At 71.4% G+C, this 20,165-nt stretch carries 16 protein-coding genes; 9 read left to right on the top strand and 7 right to left on the bottom strand.

The annotated features are described in order from the left end of the window. Positions 1-924 precede the first annotated feature (924 nt). The 3 genes from JOD64_RS31500 to JOD64_RS31490 all read left to right on the top strand — a co-directional run bounded on the left by JOD64_RS31500 (position 925) and on the right by JOD64_RS31490 (position 6,419). Complete coding sequence (locus JOD64_RS31500) at positions 925-4,227, top strand: glycosyltransferase (protein WP_204945608.1); 3,303 nt, start codon at positions 925-927, stop codon at positions 4,225-4,227. Positions 4,228-4,418: 191 nt separating this feature from the next. Beyond that, the gene (locus tag JOD64_RS31495; protein WP_204945607.1) at positions 4,419-4,802 is read left to right on the top strand and encodes a hypothetical protein; all 384 of its coding nucleotides are present in this window, start codon (positions 4,419-4,421) and stop codon (positions 4,800-4,802) included. A gap of 60 nt (positions 4,803-4,862) precedes the next feature. Then, the gene (locus JOD64_RS31490) at positions 4,863-6,419 is read left to right on the top strand and encodes an ArnT family glycosyltransferase (protein WP_204945606.1); all 1,557 of its coding nucleotides are present in this window, start codon (positions 4,863-4,865) and stop codon (positions 6,417-6,419) included. A gap of 6 nt (positions 6,420-6,425) precedes the next feature. Here JOD64_RS31490 and JOD64_RS31485 read toward each other — a convergent pair whose 3' ends face one another. Then, positions 6,426-6,908, bottom strand: coding sequence for an RrF2 family transcriptional regulator (locus JOD64_RS31485; RefSeq protein WP_204945605.1), 483 nt, complete (start codon positions 6,906-6,908; stop codon positions 6,426-6,428). 131 nt (positions 6,909-7,039) lie between these two features. Between JOD64_RS31485 and JOD64_RS31480 the strand changes: the two genes are divergently transcribed. Then, complete coding sequence (locus JOD64_RS31480) at positions 7,040-7,780, top strand: SDR family oxidoreductase (RefSeq protein ID WP_204945604.1); 741 nt, start codon at positions 7,040-7,042, stop codon at positions 7,778-7,780. Positions 7,781-7,910: 130 nt separating this feature from the next. Here JOD64_RS31480 and JOD64_RS31475 read toward each other — a convergent pair whose 3' ends face one another. The 3 genes from JOD64_RS31475 to JOD64_RS31465 all read right to left on the bottom strand — a co-directional run bounded on the left by JOD64_RS31475 (position 7,911) and on the right by JOD64_RS31465 (position 9,745). Further along, entirely contained in the window at positions 7,911-8,135 is a 225-nt protein-coding gene (locus tag JOD64_RS31475) for a DUF1048 domain-containing protein (RefSeq protein WP_239559742.1), read from the bottom strand. A gap of 127 nt (positions 8,136-8,262) precedes the next feature. Further along, complete coding sequence (locus tag JOD64_RS31470; RefSeq protein WP_204945602.1) at positions 8,263-8,745, bottom strand: NUDIX hydrolase; 483 nt, start codon at positions 8,743-8,745, stop codon at positions 8,263-8,265. Between the two features lie 76 nt (positions 8,746-8,821). Beyond that, positions 8,822-9,745, bottom strand: a complete 924-nt coding sequence (locus tag JOD64_RS31465) for a glutaminase (RefSeq protein ID WP_204945601.1) — start codon at positions 9,743-9,745, stop codon at positions 8,822-8,824. A gap of 69 nt (positions 9,746-9,814) precedes the next feature. On the opposite strand from JOD64_RS31465, the gene JOD64_RS31460 reads away from it, so the two are divergent. Both JOD64_RS31460 and JOD64_RS31455 read left to right on the top strand, forming a co-directional pair. Then, complete coding sequence (locus JOD64_RS31460) at positions 9,815-10,276, top strand: HNH endonuclease (protein ID WP_204945600.1); 462 nt, start codon at positions 9,815-9,817, stop codon at positions 10,274-10,276. Between the two features lie 253 nt (positions 10,277-10,529). Continuing rightward, complete coding sequence (locus tag JOD64_RS31455) at positions 10,530-10,883, top strand: hypothetical protein (RefSeq protein ID WP_204945599.1); 354 nt, start codon at positions 10,530-10,532, stop codon at positions 10,881-10,883. Between the two features lie 155 nt (positions 10,884-11,038). On the opposite strand, the gene JOD64_RS31450 is transcribed toward JOD64_RS31455, so the two are convergent. Both JOD64_RS31450 and JOD64_RS31445 read right to left on the bottom strand, forming a co-directional pair. Further along, entirely contained in the window at positions 11,039-12,031 is a 993-nt protein-coding gene (locus JOD64_RS31450; RefSeq protein WP_204945598.1) for a helix-turn-helix domain-containing protein, read from the bottom strand. A 2-nt stretch (positions 12,032-12,033) separates the two neighbouring features. Continuing rightward, positions 12,034-13,029, bottom strand: a complete 996-nt coding sequence (locus tag JOD64_RS31445) for a helix-turn-helix domain-containing protein (protein ID WP_204945597.1) — start codon at positions 13,027-13,029, stop codon at positions 12,034-12,036. 336 nt (positions 13,030-13,365) lie between these two features. On the opposite strand from JOD64_RS31445, the gene JOD64_RS31440 reads away from it, so the two are divergent. The 3 genes from JOD64_RS31440 (at position 13,366) to JOD64_RS31430 (ending at position 18,568) form a co-directional block, all read left to right on the top strand. Then, complete coding sequence (locus JOD64_RS31440) at positions 13,366-17,790, top strand: S8 family serine peptidase (protein WP_204945596.1); 4,425 nt, start codon at positions 13,366-13,368, stop codon at positions 17,788-17,790. Between the two features lie 163 nt (positions 17,791-17,953). Next, a complete protein-coding gene (locus JOD64_RS31435) occupies positions 17,954-18,124 on the top strand; it encodes a hypothetical protein (RefSeq protein WP_204945595.1) in 171 nt (56 codons plus the stop codon). Between the two features lie 48 nt (positions 18,125-18,172). Further along, positions 18,173-18,568, top strand: a complete 396-nt coding sequence (locus JOD64_RS31430; protein WP_204945594.1) for a hypothetical protein — start codon at positions 18,173-18,175, stop codon at positions 18,566-18,568. A 112-nt stretch (positions 18,569-18,680) separates the two neighbouring features. Here the strand turns inward: JOD64_RS31430 and JOD64_RS31425 are convergent, their stop codons facing one another. Further along, complete coding sequence (locus tag JOD64_RS31425) at positions 18,681-19,565, bottom strand: ABC transporter substrate-binding protein (protein WP_089020099.1); 885 nt, start codon at positions 19,563-19,565, stop codon at positions 18,681-18,683. Positions 19,566-20,165 lie beyond the last annotated feature (600 nt).

The following is a 20,165-nucleotide window of genomic DNA, read 5'->3' as shown; positions in this document are numbered from 1 at the left end:
TCGGGCAGCCGTCGCAACGGATCATCGGGAGCCGTTCATCTTGTCTCGCCACTCAGGGAACTATGGGGGTGAGCAAGGCTTTTCGTGCCACTAATCCTGTTTCGCCATCGGGCGAACGTTCGTGATGTTCGACCGCTTACCGCCCCTGTTTCGGGATGTGCAAATCGCGAAACATTCCGCCGAATCCTGAGTCCACCAATCAGGGCATACGCACGCAAGCTCCCCATAACCTCGACCGGTGGCTGTTCACATTTCTTTCGATGGCTTGCCAGGTCGCCCTCAGCACGTCCCGCCCGCTGTCCTGTCCCGACCCGTCGAACCGGTGTTCGTGGACGCCACTGGCATCCGCCACCGCCGGATACGACGCACGGGCGTGCTGGTCGCGATCGCAGCGCTGAGCTACCTACCGATGGCCGCGACTGCCCTGCTCCCCGGTCCGCCAGCGCCGGCGCAGCCCGCCCCACTGTCCGTCGGCGACCCAGCCGCCGGGACCGGCGGACCCCATCGCGCGGTGCCGCCGCCGCTCGGCGATCCGGACCCGAACCTCACGCCGGAGCCGGAGGACACCGTGGACGGTTCACAATTCCCGGCCGATCCGGCACCGGACGATGTGTCGCCGACCGCCGTGCCGTCGATCGACCCGACCGAGCCCCGCCCAGCGACCGACGTGCCTCCGGTCAGTCGCCCATCCGCCACCCCGATACCCCCGATCGGGCGCCCGCCCACGAGCCCGATACCCCCGATCGGGCGCCCGCCCACGAGCCCGATGCCCCCGACCTCGCCGCCGGCCCCGCCGCCCGAGGTCCCGCCACCGCCCGTCACCGATTCGCCGACCATGTCCGCTCCGGCCGAGCCCAGCCCCGGACCCGTCGCGACCCGGCCGATCACGCTTGGGCTCGTGCCATGGGTGACGGGATGATCCTGATGAACAGCCGCCGATACCGCCGCGCCGGTGTCCGTCGGCCCGGCGGTATCGGCCCGGGGACCGGCCGGTTCGTCTGCGCCTCCCTGGTGACGGTGGTGATGTGCCTGCTGCTGGTGGAGGCGTACGCCAACTCCAGCTTCAGACCCGATCATGTGCGGGAGCCCGAGAATCAGGGCACCGTCCCGACCGACGTCCTCGACGGCGGGCCGGTCATCGATGCCCGGTACGACCAGCCCCGCTCCTACCGCCTGCCCGCGCGGACCATCGCCCTCACCTTCGACGACGGGCCGGACCCCGTCTGGACCCCCCGGGTGCTGGACGTCCTGCACCGACACCGAGCCCCGGCCACCTTCTTCGTGATCGGCTCGCAGGTGGCCAGGCACCGGGACCTGGTCCGGAGGTCCGTCCAGGAGGGTCACGAGCTCGGCGTGCACACCTTCACCCACCCCGACGTGAGCCTGCTGCCGGGATGGCGGCAACGGATGGAGTACGCGCAGACCCAGATGGCGATCGCGGACGCGGCCGGCGTCCGGACCAGCCTGCTGCGCTTCCCCTACTCCTCCCTGCCCAGCGCCGTCGACGACGCGAACTGGCCGGTGATCCGCGAGGCAGGCCGGCTCGGCTATCTGACAGTGGTGAACGACGTGGACGGCGAGGACTGGTCCCGACCCGGTGTGGACGCGATCGTGCGGAAGATGACGCCGGCCGACGGAGCGGGAGCCGTGGTGCTGCTGCACGACGCCGGCGGAGACCGGTCGCAGACCATCGCGGCACTGGACCGGTTCATCCCGATGATGCAGGCGCGCGGCTACACCTTCACCACGGTCAGCGACGGGATGAACCGGGCGCGGCCGGGAGCGGCTCCCTTCGTCGGCAACGCCCCCACGTCGACCGCGGACCGCTGGCGGGCCGCCCCCGTGGTGTGGGCGATCCGGCTGGCTGACTCGATCCTGCGCGCGCTCGCCCTGCTCTTCGTGGTCGTCGGCGCCCTCGTGCTGGCCCGGACGCTGCTGCTGCTCCTGATCGCCGGCAGGCTCGCCCGGCGCAGACGGGCGCACCGCTGGCCCTGGGGAACGTTCGACGCACCGGTGTCGGTGATCGTGCCCGCGTACAACGAACGAGCCGGAATCGTCGCCACGGTCCGTTCGCTGGTGGCCAACGACCACCGGGACATCGAGGTGATCGTGGTCGACGACGGTTCGACCGACGGCACGGCAGACCTCGTCGACGCACTCGGACTGGACGGCGTCCGGGTGATCCGCAAACCCAACGGCGGCAAGGCCAGCGCCCTCAACACCGGGCTCCTGTACGCCTCGCACGACATCATCGTGACCGTCGACGCCGACACCATCTTCGAGCCGAACGCGATCCGACGGCTGATCGAGCCGTTCAACGACCCATGGATCGGAGCGGTGGCCGGCAACGTCAAGGTCGCCAACCGGCGGCGGCTGCTCGGCCAGTGGCAGCACATCGAGTACGTCATCGGCTTCAATCTGGATCGTCGGTTCTACGAGAGGTTGGGCTTCATCCCCACCGTCCCCGGAGCGATCGGGGCCTTCCGCCGCCGCGCTCTGCTCGGCGTCGGGGGAATGAGCGGTGACACCCTGGCCGAGGACACCGACATCACCATGGCGATCCTCCGGGCCGGGTGGCGGGTGGTGTACCAGGACCGCGCCCGCGCCTGGACGGAGGCACCCGCCACCGTGCGCGAGTTGTGGCGACAGCGCTACCGGTGGAGCTACGGCACCATGCAGGCGATGTGGAAGCACCGGCGCGCGGTGTTCGACCGGGGCGCCTCGGGCCGATTCGGCCGGTTCGGCCTACCGATGCTCGCCCTCTTCGGCGTGGTGCTGCCATTGCTCGGCCCGGTGCTGGACCTGCTCGCCCTCTATGGTCTCTTCTTCCTGGACACGACGAAGACCGCAGTGGCCTGGGTGGCGATGCTGCTCGTCCAGGCCGCGACCGCCGCGGTGGCCTTCCGGCTCGACCGGGAACGGATGCGCCCGCTGCTGACCCTGCCGATCCAGCAGTTCGTCTACCGCCAACTGATGTACGTGGTCCTGGCCCGGTCCGTGGTGACCGCGCTGACCGGTGCCCGGCTGGGCTGGCGCAAGCTCAAGCGGGCTGGTGACGTCGTCAACGACAACGGCCGTGCCGCTTCCCCGGCGGTGAACGGACGCGAGGGGCGCGACCGCTGGTTCGACGCGCTGCGGGCGCTGGCGCTGGCTCGGGTCATCACGTACCACATGTTCGGGGCCGCCTGGTTGAGCTTCGCCTTCCCCGCCATGGGCGTGATGTTCGCGCTCGGTGGCTCCCTGATGGCCAGTTCGCTCAACCGTTCGCCGCAGCGGGCGGTCAGCGGTCGGATCCGGCGCCTGCTACCGGCGCTGTGGGCCCTGGGCATCGTGCTGCTGCCCCTGATGCTCTGGCACGGCTGGTCCGACCGTCCGGCCTGGCCGGCGCTGCTGAGCTGGCTGGTCCCGGTGCTGCAGCCGCCAGGCAGTGCGTGGGCGGCGGACGTCACCGGCGTGCTGTGGTACCTCGTCGCGTACCTGTGGTTCGTGTTGCTCTCCCCCGCGGTGTTGACGCTGTACCGACGCTGGCCGGTGTGGTCCGTGCTCACGCCGCTGGCCGGCGTGGTCCTGCTGCAGACCGCGGCGCCGGCACTGGGCGGACCGGCGGATTCGGTGCTGACCGACCTGGCCACGTTCGGCGCCTGCTGGCTCCTGGGCTTCGCACACCGCGACGGTCAGCTGCAACGGCTCCCACTTCGGTCCCTGCTGGCCCTGGCGGCGCTGTGTCTGGGACTCGCCGTCGGCTGGCTCGTCACCCACCCGGCCGCCGGGCTCGACCTCAACGACATCCCGGTGGCGCAGGCGTTCTGGTCGCTCGGAGTCGTGCTGCTGCTGATGCGGGTGTCCCCATCGATGACCTGGCTGGCCCGGATCGGGCCACTCGACCGGCTGGTCACCGCGTTGAACAGCCGGGCGCTGACCATCTACCTCTGGCACAACGCCGCCATCGCGGTCTGCTTCGTCGTCGGTGACCAGCTCGGGGTCCGGCGGCTCGGCATGCTGGGTTACCTGGTGGTGGCCCTGGTGCTTCTCACCGGCCTGGTTCTGGCCCTCGGTTGGATCGAGGACCTCAGCGCCCGACGGTCGCCTCGCCTGCTGCCCTGGCCCCGACCGCCGCGAACAACAGCGCGGGATCGGGCGGTCCAGCCCGCTTCGGGGACCGCCGTGGCCGATGAACAGGACGGTCCAGAAGTGCGCCACGAACACGCTCGATCGCTTCTCACGTGAGCGTTGTTCGACGCCACAGCACGCCGCGACGGCACGGCCGGACATCGATACGGCCCGGCTGAGCCGCCGTTGGCGCAAGACGGTGATAAGAGGAGATCACCGTCGGCCGGCACGGGCCTCACCTCCTACGGGCCCGTGCCGGCCACCCCAAAAAGACACAGTGCCGCGACCGCGACGAAGAGGAGATGGTGATGTGGCAGCTGCCTACACCGGCAGAGCAGGAGTTGTGGAACGCCGTGGTGGCCGGGGTACGAGCGGCCAACCAGAAGGACCATGGGCAGTTCCAGACCTGCGTCGACCGCCTCGTGCGGTTGCCCCACGCGTGGGCGCACCAGGTACTCCGGGACACCGCAGGGCTGCTCGCCGAGGAGCAGGACCCGGACGAGTGGGACCAGCGGCCACGTCTGGCCACACAGCTGGACTACTCCGTGGGCTTGCTACTACTGCTCATCGCCCAGTTGGCGGACGCCGCGCAGGTCGGCGTCGGAGCATTCCTCGACGTCGCGTTGGCCAACGCCAAGCGGCATGGTGGAAATCTCGCCAGTCCGGTCTCCCACTGCCGGACCGGGCACTGACGCCCGAAGCATCCGGTCAGCGGGTATGAACTGGCGCGGCGCATCGGTGATGATGGGTGCGTGAGCGATCTCGGCACCGCCACCGACCGCCCCCACCAGCCGGCCGCACCATCCCCGCCGGTGGGGCAGCCACCGACGCCGGGTCCGCGCACACTCGGCCCGTGGCTGGTGGCCGCGGCGACCAGCGTGACGTTGCTGCTGCTCGCCGGCCGTTACGGTTATCACCGCGACGAGCTGTACTTCCTGCTCGCCGGCCGACACCTCGACTGGGGCTACGTCGATCAGGGCCCGCTGGTCCCAGCGCTGGCCCGACTGCTGGACACGATCGCGCCGGGCAACCTGGTGGTGCTGCGTACCCCGTCGGCGTTGCTGGCCGGCGGCGCGGTGCTGCTGGCCGCCGCCATCGCCCGCGAGTTGGGCGCCGGCCGGGGCGCGCAAACCGTCGCCGCGGGGCTCGCCGCGCTGTCCGGCATCGTGCTCGCCGGCGGGCACCTGCTCAGCACCACCACCATCGACCTGCTGGTCTGGCTGGTCGCGGCGTGGTGCGCGGTGCGGTTGCCGCGTACCGGTGACAGCCGCTGGGCCCTGGGCATCGGGCTGGCGCTCGGTGTGGGCATGCTCAGCAAGGTGCTGCCCGCACTGCTGGCCGTGGGCCTGATCGCCGGGGTGCTCATCGCTGGGCCACGCCGGCTGCTGCGGGACCGGTGGGTGCTCGCCGCCGCCGGGATCGCCGTGCTGCTGGCCGCGCCGAACCTGATCTGGCAGGCGGCCAACGGCTTTCCGCAGCTTGGCGTGGCGGCGTCCATCTCCGACGGCGACAGCTCCTACAGTGGCCGCCTCGACGCCCTCACTCTCCAGTTCGTCATCATCAGCCCGTTCGCCGTACCGATCTGGATCGCCGGCCTCGTCGCGCTGCTGCGGCGACCGGCGTGGCGGGCCTACCGGGCGGTGGGCTGGGCCTGGTTGGTCGTGGTCGGCATCGTGCTGATCGCCGGCGGCAAGGGCTACTACGACGCGCCGCTGCTGCTGGTCCTCACCGCGGCCGGCGCGGTGGTCACCGTCGCGTGGGCGTCGCGCGGGTCGGTCCGGTTGCGGCGGGGGCTGCTCGCGCTGGGCACGGTGCCGTTCCTGCTGCCCAACATCGTGCTGCTGCTGCCGGTGCTGCCGGCCGAGCGGTTGCCCGGTTTCGTGGTCGACGTCAACTACGACGCCGGCGAGACGATCGGCTGGCCGGCGTTCGCCGACTCTCTCGCCGCCGTCCATCGTGGCTTGCCACCGCAGGAGCGTTCACGGGCGGTCGTGCTCACCGGCAACTACGGCGAGGCCGGTGCGGTGGCCCGGTACGGGCCAGCCCGTGGTCTGCCCCGGGCGTACTCCGGGCACAACAGCATGGCCGACTTCGGTCGGCCGCCCGCCGACGCGGACGTGGTCATCGCCGTCGGCTGGGAGCGCCCCGACCAGCTGAACACCTGGTTCGAGCAGTGCACGCCCGCCGGGCGGGTGGACCAGCGGGTCGAGGTGGACAACGACGAGAACGGCGGCCCGATCCAGGTGTGCCGAGGGCTGCGGCGTCCGTGGGCGCAGATCTGGGACAGCGAGGTACGCCACACCGGCTGACCGTGTTCAGCCGGCTCCGCTGGTGAGCCAGGTCTGGATGCCGACCATGGCCTCAGGCCCGGAGGTGGCGTCGACGTCGCGGGCAAGGTCGGCGATCGTGACGGCGGCGAGCGCCTGGCGCCACGCCTCCTCGGCCGCCCACATCGCGCGGGCGACCGGACACGGCGTGGTGCAGGCGTCGGCTGGCGTCGCGAAGGGTCCCCGCTGGCGGATCTCCGTGCAGACGAAGGTCGGGCCGGCACCGTCGACGGCCCGGACCACGTCGAGCAGAGTGATGCTCTCCGGCACGCGGGTCAGCACGTAACCGCCCGACTTGCCCTGCACGGAATGGATCAGGCCGGCGCGGGCGAGGGACTGGAGCTGCTTGGCGAGGTAGCTGCTGGAGACGTCGTGCAGCTCCGCCAGCTTGGCCGCCGGGACGGGCGTGCTGCTGGCCGTGAGGACCACGCAGCAGTGCAGAGCCCACTCGACCCCGCCGGACATCTTCATGGCTTCACCCTAGCCAACCCCCGTTACCCGGACTCCAAATATCCGAGTAACATACTCGGACAGAAGAGGTCCGAGTATCGGCTGCCTCAGGCCGGACAAACGGCCGCATAGTCACGGGAAGGTGCATTGGCATGAAGATCGCCGTACTGGGTGGGACTGGGCTCATCGGGTCGCAGGTCGTGAAGATCCTGCAGGCGGCCGGGCACGAAGCGGTGCCACACTCGCTGTCCACCGGGGTGGATCTCCTCACCGGGCAGGGCCTGTCCGAGGCACTCACCGGAGCCGAGGTCGTCGTCAACCTGACCAACTCGCCGACCTTCGACGACGCCTCGCCCGCCTTCTTCCAGACGACCATGGACAACCTGCTGGCCGCTGCCGCAGGCGCGGGTGTCGGCCACGCGGTGGTGCTCTCCATCGTCGGCGTCGACCAGGTGCCGGACCTGGCCTACTACCGCGCCAAGGCCCTCCAGGAGGACATCCTCACGGCCGGTCCCGTCCCGTACTCGATCGTCCGCGCCACTCAGTTCTTCGAGTTCGTCGACGCGATCCTGTCCTGGACCGCAGACGACACCACCGTCCGACTGCCCAGCACGCCGGTGCAGCCGATGGCCGCCACCGACGTGGCGCAGGCCGTCGCCGACGTCAGCATGGGCAAGCCCCTGCGGGGCATCCGCAACGTCGCCGGCCCGGACGTGTTCACCCTCGACGAGCTGGGGCGCATCACTCTCGCCGCCCGCGGTGACCAGCGCACCGTCACCACCGACAACGGCGCCGGCATGTTCGCCGCCGCCCCCGGCGACGTCCTCATCGCCTCCGACGACGCCGTCATCGCACCCACCGCCTACCGGGAATGGCTCGACCGCCAGGCCTGAGGCCCCGGTCGGCCCGCGCGTCGCTGTGCTGATCGACCACCACAGCGACGCGCGGGTACGCGCTGGCGAGCTGAGTAGCTTGCCAGCGCGTCGTGCGGCTGGCGCCCCGCCGGCAGGATGACGAGGGGCGTCACCTCTCGTCCGTGCCGGGCCTCCCGCTGATGGACTCCTGAACGGCGTCCGCGTAGGTGGGGGTGTCCTTGACCAGGTCGTCGCAGAAGGCGGCGACGTCGTTGCCGATAAGTTCCAGGACTCCCTTGCCGGCCGCGGCGCCCTCTTCGAAGAAGTCGACGATCCCGGGGAGCAAGGGCCCGGCCAGGTCGATCGGACCGACCTTGAACAGGTACCTCTGCATCTCCTTGTAGACGATGACCCTGCTCGTCGCGCGGACCAACCGGGTACGTCTGCAAGCGCTCGCCGCAGCAACGGTCTTCGCGCTGCTCGGCTTCGCCGCGTACGCCATTGCCGGCTTCGGCAGCTGATCAGTGCCGCATCAGCCCCGTCCTGCGAATCGGCTCCGCGTGCCCCGTGAGCGGCGCGCTGCCGTGCAGGTCAAGCCCGATGTCGACAACCACCGAACGCTCCAGGCCGGCGACCTCTGCCAGTGGTATCCACTGCGCCAGGTCGGTGGTGCCGTCCGTCTCGAATCGAAGCTCACCGGCAACGATCCGGGCCCGGTAGAAGACGGCCAGCATGTGCAGGTCGACAACTCCGCCGTCGTAGCTTTCCACGTTCCTCGTTCGCGAGTTCACGCCGAGCAACTGCTCGACCTGAGCCTCGTACCCCGTCTCCTCAGCCACCTCCCGCACGACGGCGTCGAACGGATCCTCGGCGTGCTCGACCCCACCGCCGGGCAGCGTCCAGTGCTGCCGAGCCCGGTCCGGCGAAACCCAGCGGGCGAGCAGCAGATGCTCGTCCCGCAGACACACCGCGTACGCGGCAACCCTGAGCCGTTGCGTGGTCACAGTGACCTCCTCGCTGAATGCCCGGGACCCGGAAGGACACAGTCCAGCAGGACAGCCTGTTGAAGACGGCCCGCGGTCAGAACACCGATAGTCCCGTGAGCGTCGTGAAGCGGTCCAGCGCCGCAACTCCCGTGACCGAGTTGCCCCGCTCGTCCAGGCCGGGCCCCCACACGCAGAGCGTGCAGCAGCCGGGGACGACGGCGATGATGCCGCCGCCGACGCCGCTCTTGCCGGGCAGACCCACGCGGTAGGCGAAGTCGCCTGCGGCGTCGTACGTTCCGCAGGTGAGCATGATGGCATTGACCTGTTTGGCCTGACTCTGGGTCAACAGGCGGGTGCCGTCCGCGCGGATGCCGTGCCGAGCGAGGAAGCCGGTGGCCAGGGCGAGGTCGGCGCAGGATGCCTCGATGGAGCACTGGCGGAAGTACTGGTCGAGGAGGACCGCGACCGGGTTTCCGATGTTCCCGTACGACGCCATGAAGTGCGCGAGCGCGGCGTTGCGGTCGCCATGGGCGGACTCGGAGGCGGCGACGCCATCGTTGATGGCGAGCGCCGCGTTGCCGCTCTCCGCGCGCAGGAACTCCAGCAGGGTGCCCGCCGCGTCGCCGGTCTGGGTGTGCAGACGATCGGTGACGACGAGTGCGCCGGCGTTGATGAACGGGTTGCGCGGGATGCCGTTCTCGTACTCCAGTTGCACCAGGGAGTTGAAGGGGTTGCCGGAGGGCTCGCGGCTGACGTGCTTCCACAGGGTGTCGCCCTCGCGGGCCAGGTCGAGGGCGAGGGTGAAGACCTTGGAGATGGACTGCGTGGAGAAGGGCTGCCGCCAGTCTCCGACTCCGTACACCGTGCCGTCCAGCTCCGCGACTGCCATGCCGAACCGGCGCGGGTCGTGTACCGCGAGCGCCGGGATGTAGTCGGCAGGCCGACCACGTCCAGCCAGGCTCTCGATCTCGGCGGCGATGCGGCGCAGAATCGGCTCAAAGGTGTGGGACGAAGCCATGATCGCCATTGTGCGTCGGGCCCTCCGGGGCACGCCCATGGGTCGCAGGGCGTGACATAGGGTCACGGTGTGCTGAGCGAGATCAACGGTTTGTCACGACACTTCACCGAGGACAGTCTCCGGCAGCATCTCACCGAGCGATCGATCAGACGGGATGACGGCTGCCTGATCATCCGTGGCTACGGCACACAACGCGGCGTTTACCAGAAGGTCGCGGGCCGGGCGTGGGCACACATCGCGGCGTACGCCGTCTTCGTCGGGGGCTATGACCCCGACTTGGAAGTCGACCACCTCTGCAACGTCAAGGACTGCGTCGAACCCACGCATCTGCGACAGGTCAGTCACGCGGACAACTGCCGCACGAGAACGCAGGCCCCGACCTGCCGCAACGGACACGACCGCGAGGTTGATGAAGCAACGGGCCGGTACCGCCGGACGTGCCGCGCGTGCAATCGCGACAGTCAGCGCCGTTGGCGAGAGCGCCAAGCGGCGGAAGTGGCGCAGGCACGCGCCGCGTACGCCCGGACGTAGTGGGCGGAGGCTCGGCTCAGGTCCGGAGACCGCGTCGCGGCGCGGCCGGGATTGTGCGCCGAGACGATGTCGCGGCCGACGACGAACGCGCACCACTAAACCTTGTCGGCCGGCCCAGTCCGGGCGGGTCCGAGAGCGCCCGACGTGCAGCGCCGCCGCCGCCCCGTCCTCGACCGAGGATGCGGAGGCCGCCGAGGCCCGGGCCGACGCCCTGGCCGCCTACAACAGCTATCGGGAGGCGCAGCTGGCCGCGATGGCGACCAGTGACGTCTCGGGCGGGGATTTGCGGCGGTACACGGCGGACCCGCTGCTGACGCAGATCCGGCTGACTCTGCAGCAGCACCAGCAGCAGGGACTGATCAACGCGGGCACGTCGTCCTGGTCGCCGCAGGCGACGCAGGTGAATGTCAGCTCTCGGCCCTTCACGGTGCAGATCGAGGACTGCTTCGACCACGGCAACTGGCGTGTGGTCCGCAAGAGCACCGGTGAGGCGGTTTCCGCGCCCGGCCAGAGCACCCGCTACCCGGTCGTGGCCAAGGCGGTCCTTTACGACGACGGCCGCTGGCTGATCCAGACCGCGCAAGCTCAGCGGGAACGGCGCTGCTGAACTCTCGCTGAGCTCGCCCGCTGGTGGAGAGTTGGGTTCTGGGCCACACTTCGCCCGGGCGAGGTCGGAGCAAGGCGGCGGATGAGGATAGCGTGTCCGCCACCCGAGTCGGCAAAGCCGAACTCTGCGGCTGCTGAGCCGGGCGACAGCGGCTCCTACGGTTCGTGCTCTTCCCGCTCTTCCCGGCGGGCGGCCTGCACACCGGCCTGAAACCGGGTACGGGCGCCGAGTGAGGCCATCAGCGCCGCGATGTGTCGCTGCGCGGTGCGGTAGCCGACGCCGAGCTGGCGCGCGATCGCCTCGTCGGTGAGCCCGGAGAGCAGGAGCGCGATGAGGCGTCGGTGCTCGACCGGAGGGCGGTGGTTCGGTGGCGCGGCCGGAGAGGGTTGCAGTGGCAGGGCGGACCGCCACAGCCCTTCGAAGAGGTGCCCCAGGGCGTCGAGGAGCGCGCAGGGCCGGAGCAGCACGGCGCTCCCACCCTCGTCGTCGGGCCGGCGGATGAGCAGGCCGTACCGGCCGTCGGCGAGGTAGAGCTTGAGTGGCAGGGTCGGCAGTACCCGGGCCTGCTGGCCGGCGGCAACGAGCTGTTCGAGCCCGTGCAGGGCGCCCGGCTGTTCGAGGGACGAGCGCTCGTAGATGGTGCGGGAGCGCACGCCTCGCCCGAGCAGCTCGACCCCACCGCTCGTCGTGCCGGCCCCGTCGAGGTACGGGGGCTTGTCCAGGCAGAGGATCTCCGTCTCGGCCGTACGCCGGAGGCGGTGGAGCCGTTCCAGCACCGCCTCGCGCCCGCTGACCACCTCCAGCACGGCGGTCGAGTCGGTGAGGCTGGGGTCCGTGCGGTGGACCGCGGCCAGGCGGTGGAGGTGCTCGCGGGCGGCCTGCAACCGCCGCTCGTACGCCCGGATCGGTGCGTCGAGGGCGACCTCGGGGTCGACGGCCGTGTAGGTGGTCGGGTCGTCGTCGCCCGCCACGACGAGCCCGGCGGCGGCGAGCGCGCCGAGCGCGTCACGCAGCGGCTCGGAACGGATCCAGGACCGGTCGAGGTCGGCCGCCGTGGCACCCGGCTGCGCGACGACCAGTTCGTACGCCGCGGACTCGACCGCGGTCAGGCCGGCCGCGTCGAGGTCGCCCTCCGGATGCGTCGGCACTGTCAGATCACGCCTCCGGACGTGGTGATCCAGCCGCGGCGGATGGCCTGGTAGCCGGCCTGGAACCGGCTGGCCGCCCCCAACCGCCGCAGCATCGCGCTGATCCGGCGACGCACCGTGCGTTCGGTGCAGCCCTGCTGGGCGGCGATCGCCGCGTCGGTCAGCCCGGCCGCGAGCAGGGGTAGCAGTTCGCCCTCGACCGGCGACGGTGCGTCGCCGACCTCCACGAGCTGCGGGTGGCCGTCGCGTACCTGCAACGGGACGCCCTGCTCCCAGGTGATCTCGAACAGCGCGCCGAGCATCTCGATCAGGGTCGGGTCGCGGACGAGCATGGCGGACTCGACGTTCTCGGGGTGGACCGGGAGCAGCGCCAGCGGGTGGTCACTGAGCACCAGCTTGATCGGCACGGTGGAGACGCGGATCTCCTCGCCGACGGAGAGCCCCTGTGCGAAGTCGGCGAGCCGGCCGGGATCGTCGAGCCCCCGCCGGTCGTAGATCACCCGATAGTGGATGCCCTGGCGCAGCAGCTCCAACTCCACCGGCTCGTTCAGGGGCGGGACGTCCACGTAGGGCGGAGCGTCGAAGACCCGTACCTCATGACGGGCGCTGAGCTGGACGTCGATGAACGCTTGCTTGATCGCCTGCTTTCCGTGCAGGATCTCGACGAGGCCTCCCGCGTCGTGCGGGTGCTGACCGGCGTGGAAGACCGCCGCCAGCCGGGCGCGCCGGGCCCGGGCGCGGGACAGAGCGCGTTCACCGGCGAGGGTCAGTACATCGGAGACCTCGTCCGGTGCCACCGCCTGGAATCGCGCCGGCGCCCCTGGCAGTCGCAGCGCCAGCCCCAACTCCTCGAGCCGGGCGAGCAGCGCACGGGCCTGCCCTCGCCACGGCTGGTCGGCGGCCGACCGGTCGAGCGTCTCAAGGGGAACCACCGGGCGTTCGAGCAACCACTCGTAGAGCGCCTGCTCGGCCGCCGTGACCCCCAAGATCCGCAGCACCCGTTCATCGTGCGGCAACCCCGGGTTGATGTCCATCCGGTTCCCGCCGGTGGCGTGAACCGGACGTCACAACCGCCTTCTGCCGAATCGGCAGTGGTGGCATCGTCGGCAGGCGCGCTCGCCAGGAAACCTGTGCCGGTGCCGGGTGCGCTCGCGACCATGGCCGATCGGCTCAGCCGACGGGCGCAGTCGTGAGTCGACTCGCCGAAGGAGAGTGCGCAGCGTGCCAACCGAAGCAGTACCCCTGGATCCGACCTGGCCGAGCGCGACACCGCCCGAACCGGCGCTCCCGTGCGCCGGCCCTGTCACCGTCGCGCCACGGGCGGGAGGTGCCCGATGAGCACCGTCCGAACCGCCCGGCGTGCACGTTGGTCCCAGCTCGTCAGCCTAGTCGCTGCGCTCGGCCTGGTGGCCGGCGTGACGGCCGTGACCGGTGGGCCCGGCCAGCCCGCCGCAGCAGCCCCGGAGAAGCTCCAGCCGGAGCTGCGGGCGAGCATGCGGACCCTTCCGGTGCAGCCGTTCTGGGTACGCCTGGAAGACCGCGCCGACCTGTCCGCGGCGTCGGCCGTCAAGGACTGGAACGCGCGCGGCGCGGCGGTCGTCGAGGCGCTGCGAAAGACGGCCGAGCAGAGCCAGGCCGACGTCGTCCGCCGGCTGAAGGCGGAGGGCGTGGAGTACCACACCTTCTACGCCTCCAACACCGTCTACGTCCCCCGCGGCACCCTCGGCCTGGCCGAGACCCTCGCCAAGGAGACCGAGGTCAGCGCCATTCAGGTGCACCGCATGTACGAGCTGCCGGAGCCGCTGAAGGCGCAGCAGGTCGCCGACGTCGACGAGGTGGAGTGGGGCGTCCACGCGATCGGTGCCGACCGGGTGTGGGCGGACGGCACGCGCGGCGAGGGCATCGTCGTGGGCAGCATCGACAGTGGCGTGCAGTTCGACCACCCCGCCCTGGTGAAGTCGTACCGGGGCAACACGGGCGAGGCCGGCTTCTCGCACGACTACAACTGGTTCGATCCGTCCCAGGTCTGCGGCTCGCCGTCGCTCGCGCCCTGCGACAACAACCAGCACGGCACGCACACGATGGGCACGATGGTCGGCGACGGCGGTCCCGGCAACCACATCGGTGTCGCGCCCGGTGCCCGCTGGATCGCCGCCAAGGGCTGCGAGGAGCGGGGCTGCTCCGACTTCGCGCTGCTCGCCTCGGCGGAGTGGATGCTCGCGCCGACGAACCTGGCCGGCCAGGACCCGCGGCCGGATCTGCGCCCGCACATCGTGAACAACTCGTGGGGCACCGACAACGGCGCCGCCAGTGACCCGTGGTTCGCCGACATCGTCGAGGACTGGCGGGCCGCCGGCATCTTCCCGATGTTCTCCAACGGCAACGCGGGCGAGGGAGGCTGCGACACCTCCGGCACCCCGGGGGACTACGCGTCCACCTACAGCGCCGGCGCCTTCGACGTGAACGGCAAGATCGGGTACTTCTCCAGCCGGGGCCCCGGCGCGGGCGGCATCACCAAGCCGAACATCGCCGCCCCCGGAGTGGACGTCCGCTCCAGCGTTCCGGGCGGCGGCTACGGCGTATTGAGTGGTACGTCGATGGCGAGCCCACACGTGGCCGGCGCGATCGCCCTGCTGTGGTCGGCCGCGCCCGGACTCATCGGGGACATCGCCGGCACCACGGCCGTGCTCGACCAGGTCGCCGTCGACGTCAGCGACACCAGTTGCGGCGGTACGCCGACCAACAACAACGTCTGGGGCCAGGGCAAGCTGGACGCCTACACCGCGATCGCGGAGGCCCCGGGTGGCGAGACGGGCCAGTTGGCCGGCAAGGTCACCGACGCGAAGACCGGCGAGCCGATCAGCGGTGCCGAGGTCCGGATCAGCGGCCCGATCCACCGTACGGTCACCACCGGCGCCGACGGCAGCTACGCCGCCACGCTCTCGGCCGGCGAGTACGGCGTCATCGCCTCCGCCTACGGTTACGGCGACGGCACCGCGTCGGCGACCGTCACCGCCGGCGCCAACGCCACCCGGGACATCCGCCTCCAGCGCAGCGCCGAGGTCGAGGTCAGCGGAACGGTCACCGACGACTCCGGACACGGCTGGCCGCTGTACGCGCGGATCAACGCGCCCGGCCTGCCGGTCGGACCGTGGTTCACGGACCCGAAGACTGGCCGTTACGAGCTGACCCTGCCGGCCGACTCGACCTACCACCTGATCGTCACCCCGCTCTACCCGGGCTACCGGACCAGCGCGGTCGACGTACCGGTCGGTGAGGGGGCCGTGGTCCGGGACGTCCGGACGGGGATCGACGAGACGTCGTGCCTGGCGCCCGGCTACGCGTACCCGCTGCGGGCGAACTTCGAGGGTTGGACGGACCCGGCCGAGCGGGCGGGCTGGACGGTCGAGGACAACCTCGGTGGCGGGCACGCCTGGCAGTTCGACGAGCCTGGTGGTCTGGACAACGTCACCGGGGGCACTGCCGGGTTCGCCACCGCCGACTCCTGGCACAACGACCTGACGGAGGAGGACACCAACCTCGTCTCGCCGGTGGTCGACCTGTCGGGTCAGAGCGCACCGCAACTCGCGTTCAAGACGCTCTACCTGGGTGAGGGCGGGACCGCGCGGGTGGGCATCGACCTGAGCGTCGACGGCGGCTCGACCTGGACTACCGTCTGGCAGAAGAACACCGAGAACGCGCTCGGGCCGGTGAGCGTTCCGCTGCCGCAGGCCGCCGGTCAGGCGCGGACCCGGCTGCGTTTCCACTACGCCGGCAGCGGTATCGCCCTGTGGCAGGTGGACGAGGTCACCGTCGGCGCCTGCGGTCCGACCCCCGGTGGCTTGGTCACCGGCGTGGTGCGCGACGACAACACCGGTGACCCCGTCGACGGCGCGAAGCTGGTCGACAAGGCGAGCCGGAGCGAGCTCGCGGTGAGCGCCGCGACGCCGCTCGACCCGAACCTGCCGGACGGCTTCTACTGGCTGTTCAGCTCGCAGGCCAAGCCGACGTTCACGGTCAGGTACCCCCGGTACGCCACCGGCGAGGCACGCACCACCGTGTCGCCGGACCGCGTCACCACCAAGGACTGGCGCCTGCGCGCCGGGCACCTGAAGGTCAACGCAGAGAGCCTCGACCTCACCACGCGGCTCGGGAAGTCGGCCACCCGTACCCTCACCCTCACCAACGACGGCACTAGTCCGGTGCACGTCAAGCTGGGCGAGCAGGTCGTCACCCCCACCGGCCCGGCCGGTCAACGGGTCGCCGAGCGGCCCGGCGCGCCGCTGCGGCGCGTCAAGGTGGATCCGCCGAGGACGGGACCGTTGCCGAAGGCGCCGGCGGGCCAGCCGGTCCAGCCGGCGGAGCTGGCCAGTCCGGAGGACGCGACCCCGGCCGTCGAGCCGTGGGTCCGGATCGCCAACTACCCGACCCGGATCCTGTACAACGCCGCGGGCTACCACGCGGGCAAGCTCTACTCCGTGGGTGGGACCACCAACGGCTTCCTGGAGGGAATGACCCGCGGCGGGTACGTCTACGACCCGGTGACTCTCACGTGGAGCCCGATCGCCGACTCCCCGGAGGCGGTCGCGAACGGGTCCGGCATCTTCCTCGACGACAAGATGTACGTCGTCGGTGGCACGAGCATGCAGGGCACCGTGCTCAAGACGGTGTACGTCTACGATCCCGCCCAGGACTCCTGGGGACGGGCGGCAGACCTGCCGCAGCCCGTCAGCGACGCCGCGATCGCGGCGCTCGATGGGCGGCTCTACGTCGTCGGAGGCTGCTTCGAGTCCTGCCCGCCGCACGCCGCGACGGTCTACCGGTACGACCCGATCCAGGACTCGTGGACCCGTCTCACCGACTACCCGGTCGGGGTGAACGCTCCCGGCTGCGCCGGGGTCGCCGAGCGGGTCGTCTGCGCCGGCGGGTACGACGGTGACAACATGGTCGCGTCGACCTTCGTGTTCGACCCGGCCAGCGGCGAATGGACCCGGGGCGCGGACGCGCCGTACGGCGTCTTCGCCATGGGCGCCAGCGGCGCCTACGACAAGTTGCAGCTCTTCAGCGGCCTGCAGAACGGCTCCATGTTGACCAACGAGGCAATCGAGTACGACCGAGTCTCGGACAGTTGGGGCCGCCTGCCCAACGTGAACCTCCCGACCTCCGACGCCGCCACCGCCTGCGGCGTGTACCGGGTCGGTGGTTCGGTGGGCCTGTGGAACCCGCAGCTCAGCGCCGAGATGCTGCCGGGGTACGACTACTGCGGCGGTACGGCGGACGTGCCGTGGCTGTCGGTGGACAAGCCGGAGTTCGACGTGGCGCCGGGCCGGTCGGTCGAGGTGACCGTCCGGGTCGACGGCGACGCGGTCACCCAGCCGGGTGATCTGGCCGCGCGGCTGGTCGTGCTCAGCGACACCCCGTACCCGGGGAGCAACGTGGCGGTGACCGGTCACTTCGAGGCGCCGCCGAACTGGGCGACGCTGAGCGGGACGGTGACCGACGCCGCCACCGATGGCGCGGTCGCGGGCGCGACCGTGACCGTCTGCGGCGACTACCAGGCCGACGGGCACGGTCAACAGGGCTGCGGGCCGGTCAGCTACACCGTGGTGACCGACGCCCACGGCCGCTACCAGCTGCGGCTGGCGAAGAACCAGAAGGTCCAGGTCACCGCAGCCGCGCCCGGATTCCAGCCGGCGTCGACGGTGACCACGATCCGGGGGGCGAAGAACACCGTGAACATCGCCCTGCGTACCGGCTGAGGCCGGCACCACTCCTAGGGCCAGTCCCGCCGGAACCGGTCAGCCGGTCCCCGGCGGGGCTGGCCCGCCCCGTGAGCGGGCACGATCGTGGGCCGAGGCCTGCCGGCCCGAGCCCCGGGAGCGCTGGACAACCACCGAGCGGAGGGCCGACCTTGCCCTGGGCGTGGCCGAGTGGCACCTTGAGTCCGAGCCCGGCCGGGAGGTGCTCTGCTCGGCGTCCACCGCCCGCCGGGCCGACCCGCTGCCCGCCGGCGCCTCCCTGCTCGACCTCGGCCTGCACCGGCTGCGCGGATTCGACGACCGGGAGCGCCTCTTCCAGCAGCCGCCTGACTAGGCTCGGGTGCACCGGAACGACGGTGCTCAGTCCCGGCATACTGGCCCGGTGATCGACAACGGATCGCCGGGCCGACCGGACCTCTCCTCCGCGCTGCGGTTCCTCAGCGAGCTGATCGCCTGGGTGGCCACGCCGTGGGCGCTCGCCCCGCACTCGGTGCCGCTGGCGGTCGCCTCGGTGGTCGTCCTCGTGGGGCTGCCGACCGTTTTCGCCACCCCCGGCGACAAGAACCACGTCCTGGTCCCCGTGCCCGGGGCGGTCACCATCGCGCTGGTGGGGTTGCAACTGGTCGCTGCGGCGGTCTCGGCCTGGTTCGCGTGGCCGTGGCCGGCCGCCCTGGTCGTGACCGCCGCGGCGCTGTCCACCGTGGTCACCGAGCTGCCGCGCTGGCGTCGGCTCGCCCCGCTCGGCCCGGAGGGCCGGCCCTCGCACCGACCTGCCTAACCCGCCTGCGGCCGGCGACTACCTCGCCGGCCGGGCCGAGCGGGAGCTGTGCCAGCGGGCCCACCGACGGGCGGCGACCCGACCGCGCGTCGGCGGACCGGGCCGGGCGGCGTCAGGCCACCCGGCGGATGCTGCCCGCCGGCGGGGCCGGCACGGCGTCCGGGTGCAGGATCCCCGCGATCGCCTCGACCCCGTCGACCAGCCGGGGTCCGGCCCGCACGATCAGCCCGTCCGCGTCGACGGCCCAGACCTCCGCGTCCGGGAAGTGCGGGACCACCGCCGCGGCCTGCTCGGCCGCCCCGTCGAGGTGGAAGCCGCACGGGGTGACCAGCACGACCTCCGGCGCCGCCGCCCGCAGCGCCGCCCAGGTGGTGGGTGTCGAGCGGGCGCCGGGGTGGGTGGCCACCGGCTTGCCGCCGGCGGCCCGGACCTGGTCTGGGATCCAGTGACCGGCGCCGAACGGCGGGTCCACCCACTCCACCACCGCGACCCGGCGCCGGGCCCGGCCGGCCACCGCGGCGCTGACCCCGGCCAGCCGCGCCCGCAGGCCGTCCACCAGGGCCTCCGCCCGATCCGGTACGTGGGCCGCCGCCCCGACCGCGAGGATGGTGCCGAGCACCTCCTCCAGGGTGTACGGGTCCAGCGACAGCACGTCAGCCCGGCAGCCGAGGTGGTCCACGGCGTCGGCGACCCGCCCGGCGGGCAGGGCGCAGACCCGGCACAGGTCCTGGGTGAGGATCAGGTCGGGGTCGAGCCCGGCGAGCGCGCCCGCGTGCAGGGTGTAGAGGTCGGCACCCGCGGCGAGCTGCCCCTTGACGTACGCGTCGATCTCGCCGGGGCTCATGCCCCGGGTGTCCCGGCCGCCCACGACGACGGTCTTGCCGGCCCGGTCGGCCGCCGGCACCTCGCACTCGAAGGTCACCCCGACCAGGTCCTCGGCGAGACCCAGGGCGTAGACGATCTCGGTGGCGGACGGCAGCAGGGAGACCAGGCGCATCCCGCCATCCTGCCCGCCCGCGCCCCGCGCCCCGCACCGCCCCGGCAGTTGCCCGATCCGGCCTCCGCGCCAGGGCACGGCGACAAGCCGGGGCGGCGCCGGAAGAGCACGGACGCGTCGGTCGTCGCCGCTGCACGGGTCGCCGCGGTCCACCTCGGGCCGCCCGCCCCGACGGCGATCTCGCGGGAGGCGGTGCGGTGTCGGAGAGCCCTTCTGGTCAGGCCGTTGGGGAGGAATCGCCGAACTGATCTTCCTCAACCCGCGAAGACCGAGCCACTGAAGATCGGTGACGCGCGTACTGAAGGACGGTGTCGTCCCTACTGAACGGCCGGGTCGCTGGCCGCTGGAGTGCGGCTGACGCTCAACAACGGCCTACTGGCGGCGTCTCCAAACCGGCCCGTACACCAGCCTGATGCGTTACGCACATTAACTGTCATTATGATGTAGTGATCATTTGCCCCTTTTGTAGAGGTGAATTACCGAATTATCGTTACCGGCAATCCGATAATCCGAGCGCAGGCGTCAAACGCTGTCTGCTGCCAGCTGATGTGAGGCGTTGCGAGCGACGCTCGAACGGCCAGGTCTCGGCTCTCCGCTCAG

Origin of the sequence: Micromonospora luteifusca, from assembly GCF_016907275.1 — a bacterium.
In the GTDB taxonomy this organism is placed as follows: Bacteria; Actinomycetota; Actinomycetes; order Mycobacteriales; family Micromonosporaceae; genus Micromonospora; species Micromonospora luteifusca.
This window is presented reverse-complemented; position numbering and strand designations above follow the sequence as displayed.

Bases quoted from the DNA above. Each gene is read 5' to 3' on its own strand.
- JOD64_RS31475 (WP_239559742.1), bottom strand. From the start codon at position 8,135: ATGCAGAGGTACCTGTTCAAGGTCGGTCCGATCGACCTGGCCGGGCCC.
- JOD64_RS31465 (WP_204945601.1), bottom strand. From the start codon at position 9,745: ATGGCTTCGTCCCACACCTTTGAGCCGATTCTGCGCCGCATCGCCGCC.
- JOD64_RS31425 (WP_089020099.1), bottom strand. From the start codon at position 19,565: ATGCGCCTGGTCTCCCTGCTGCCGTCCGCCACCGAGATCGTCTACGCC.
- JOD64_RS31480 (WP_204945604.1), top strand. From the start codon at position 7,040: ATGAAGATCGCCGTACTGGGTGGGACTGGGCTCATCGGGTCGCAGGTC.
- JOD64_RS31455 (WP_204945599.1), top strand. From the start codon at position 10,530: ATGGCGACCAGTGACGTCTCGGGCGGGGATTTGCGGCGGTACACGGCG.
- JOD64_RS31485 (WP_204945605.1), bottom strand. From the start codon at position 6,908: ATGAAGATGTCCGGCGGGGTCGAGTGGGCTCTGCACTGCTGCGTGGTC.
- JOD64_RS31495 (WP_204945607.1), top strand. From the start codon at position 4,419: ATGTGGCAGCTGCCTACACCGGCAGAGCAGGAGTTGTGGAACGCCGTG.
- JOD64_RS31500 (WP_204945608.1), top strand. From the start codon at position 925: ATGAACAGCCGCCGATACCGCCGCGCCGGTGTCCGTCGGCCCGGCGGT.
- JOD64_RS31440 (WP_204945596.1), top strand. From the start codon at position 13,366: ATGAGCACCGTCCGAACCGCCCGGCGTGCACGTTGGTCCCAGCTCGTC.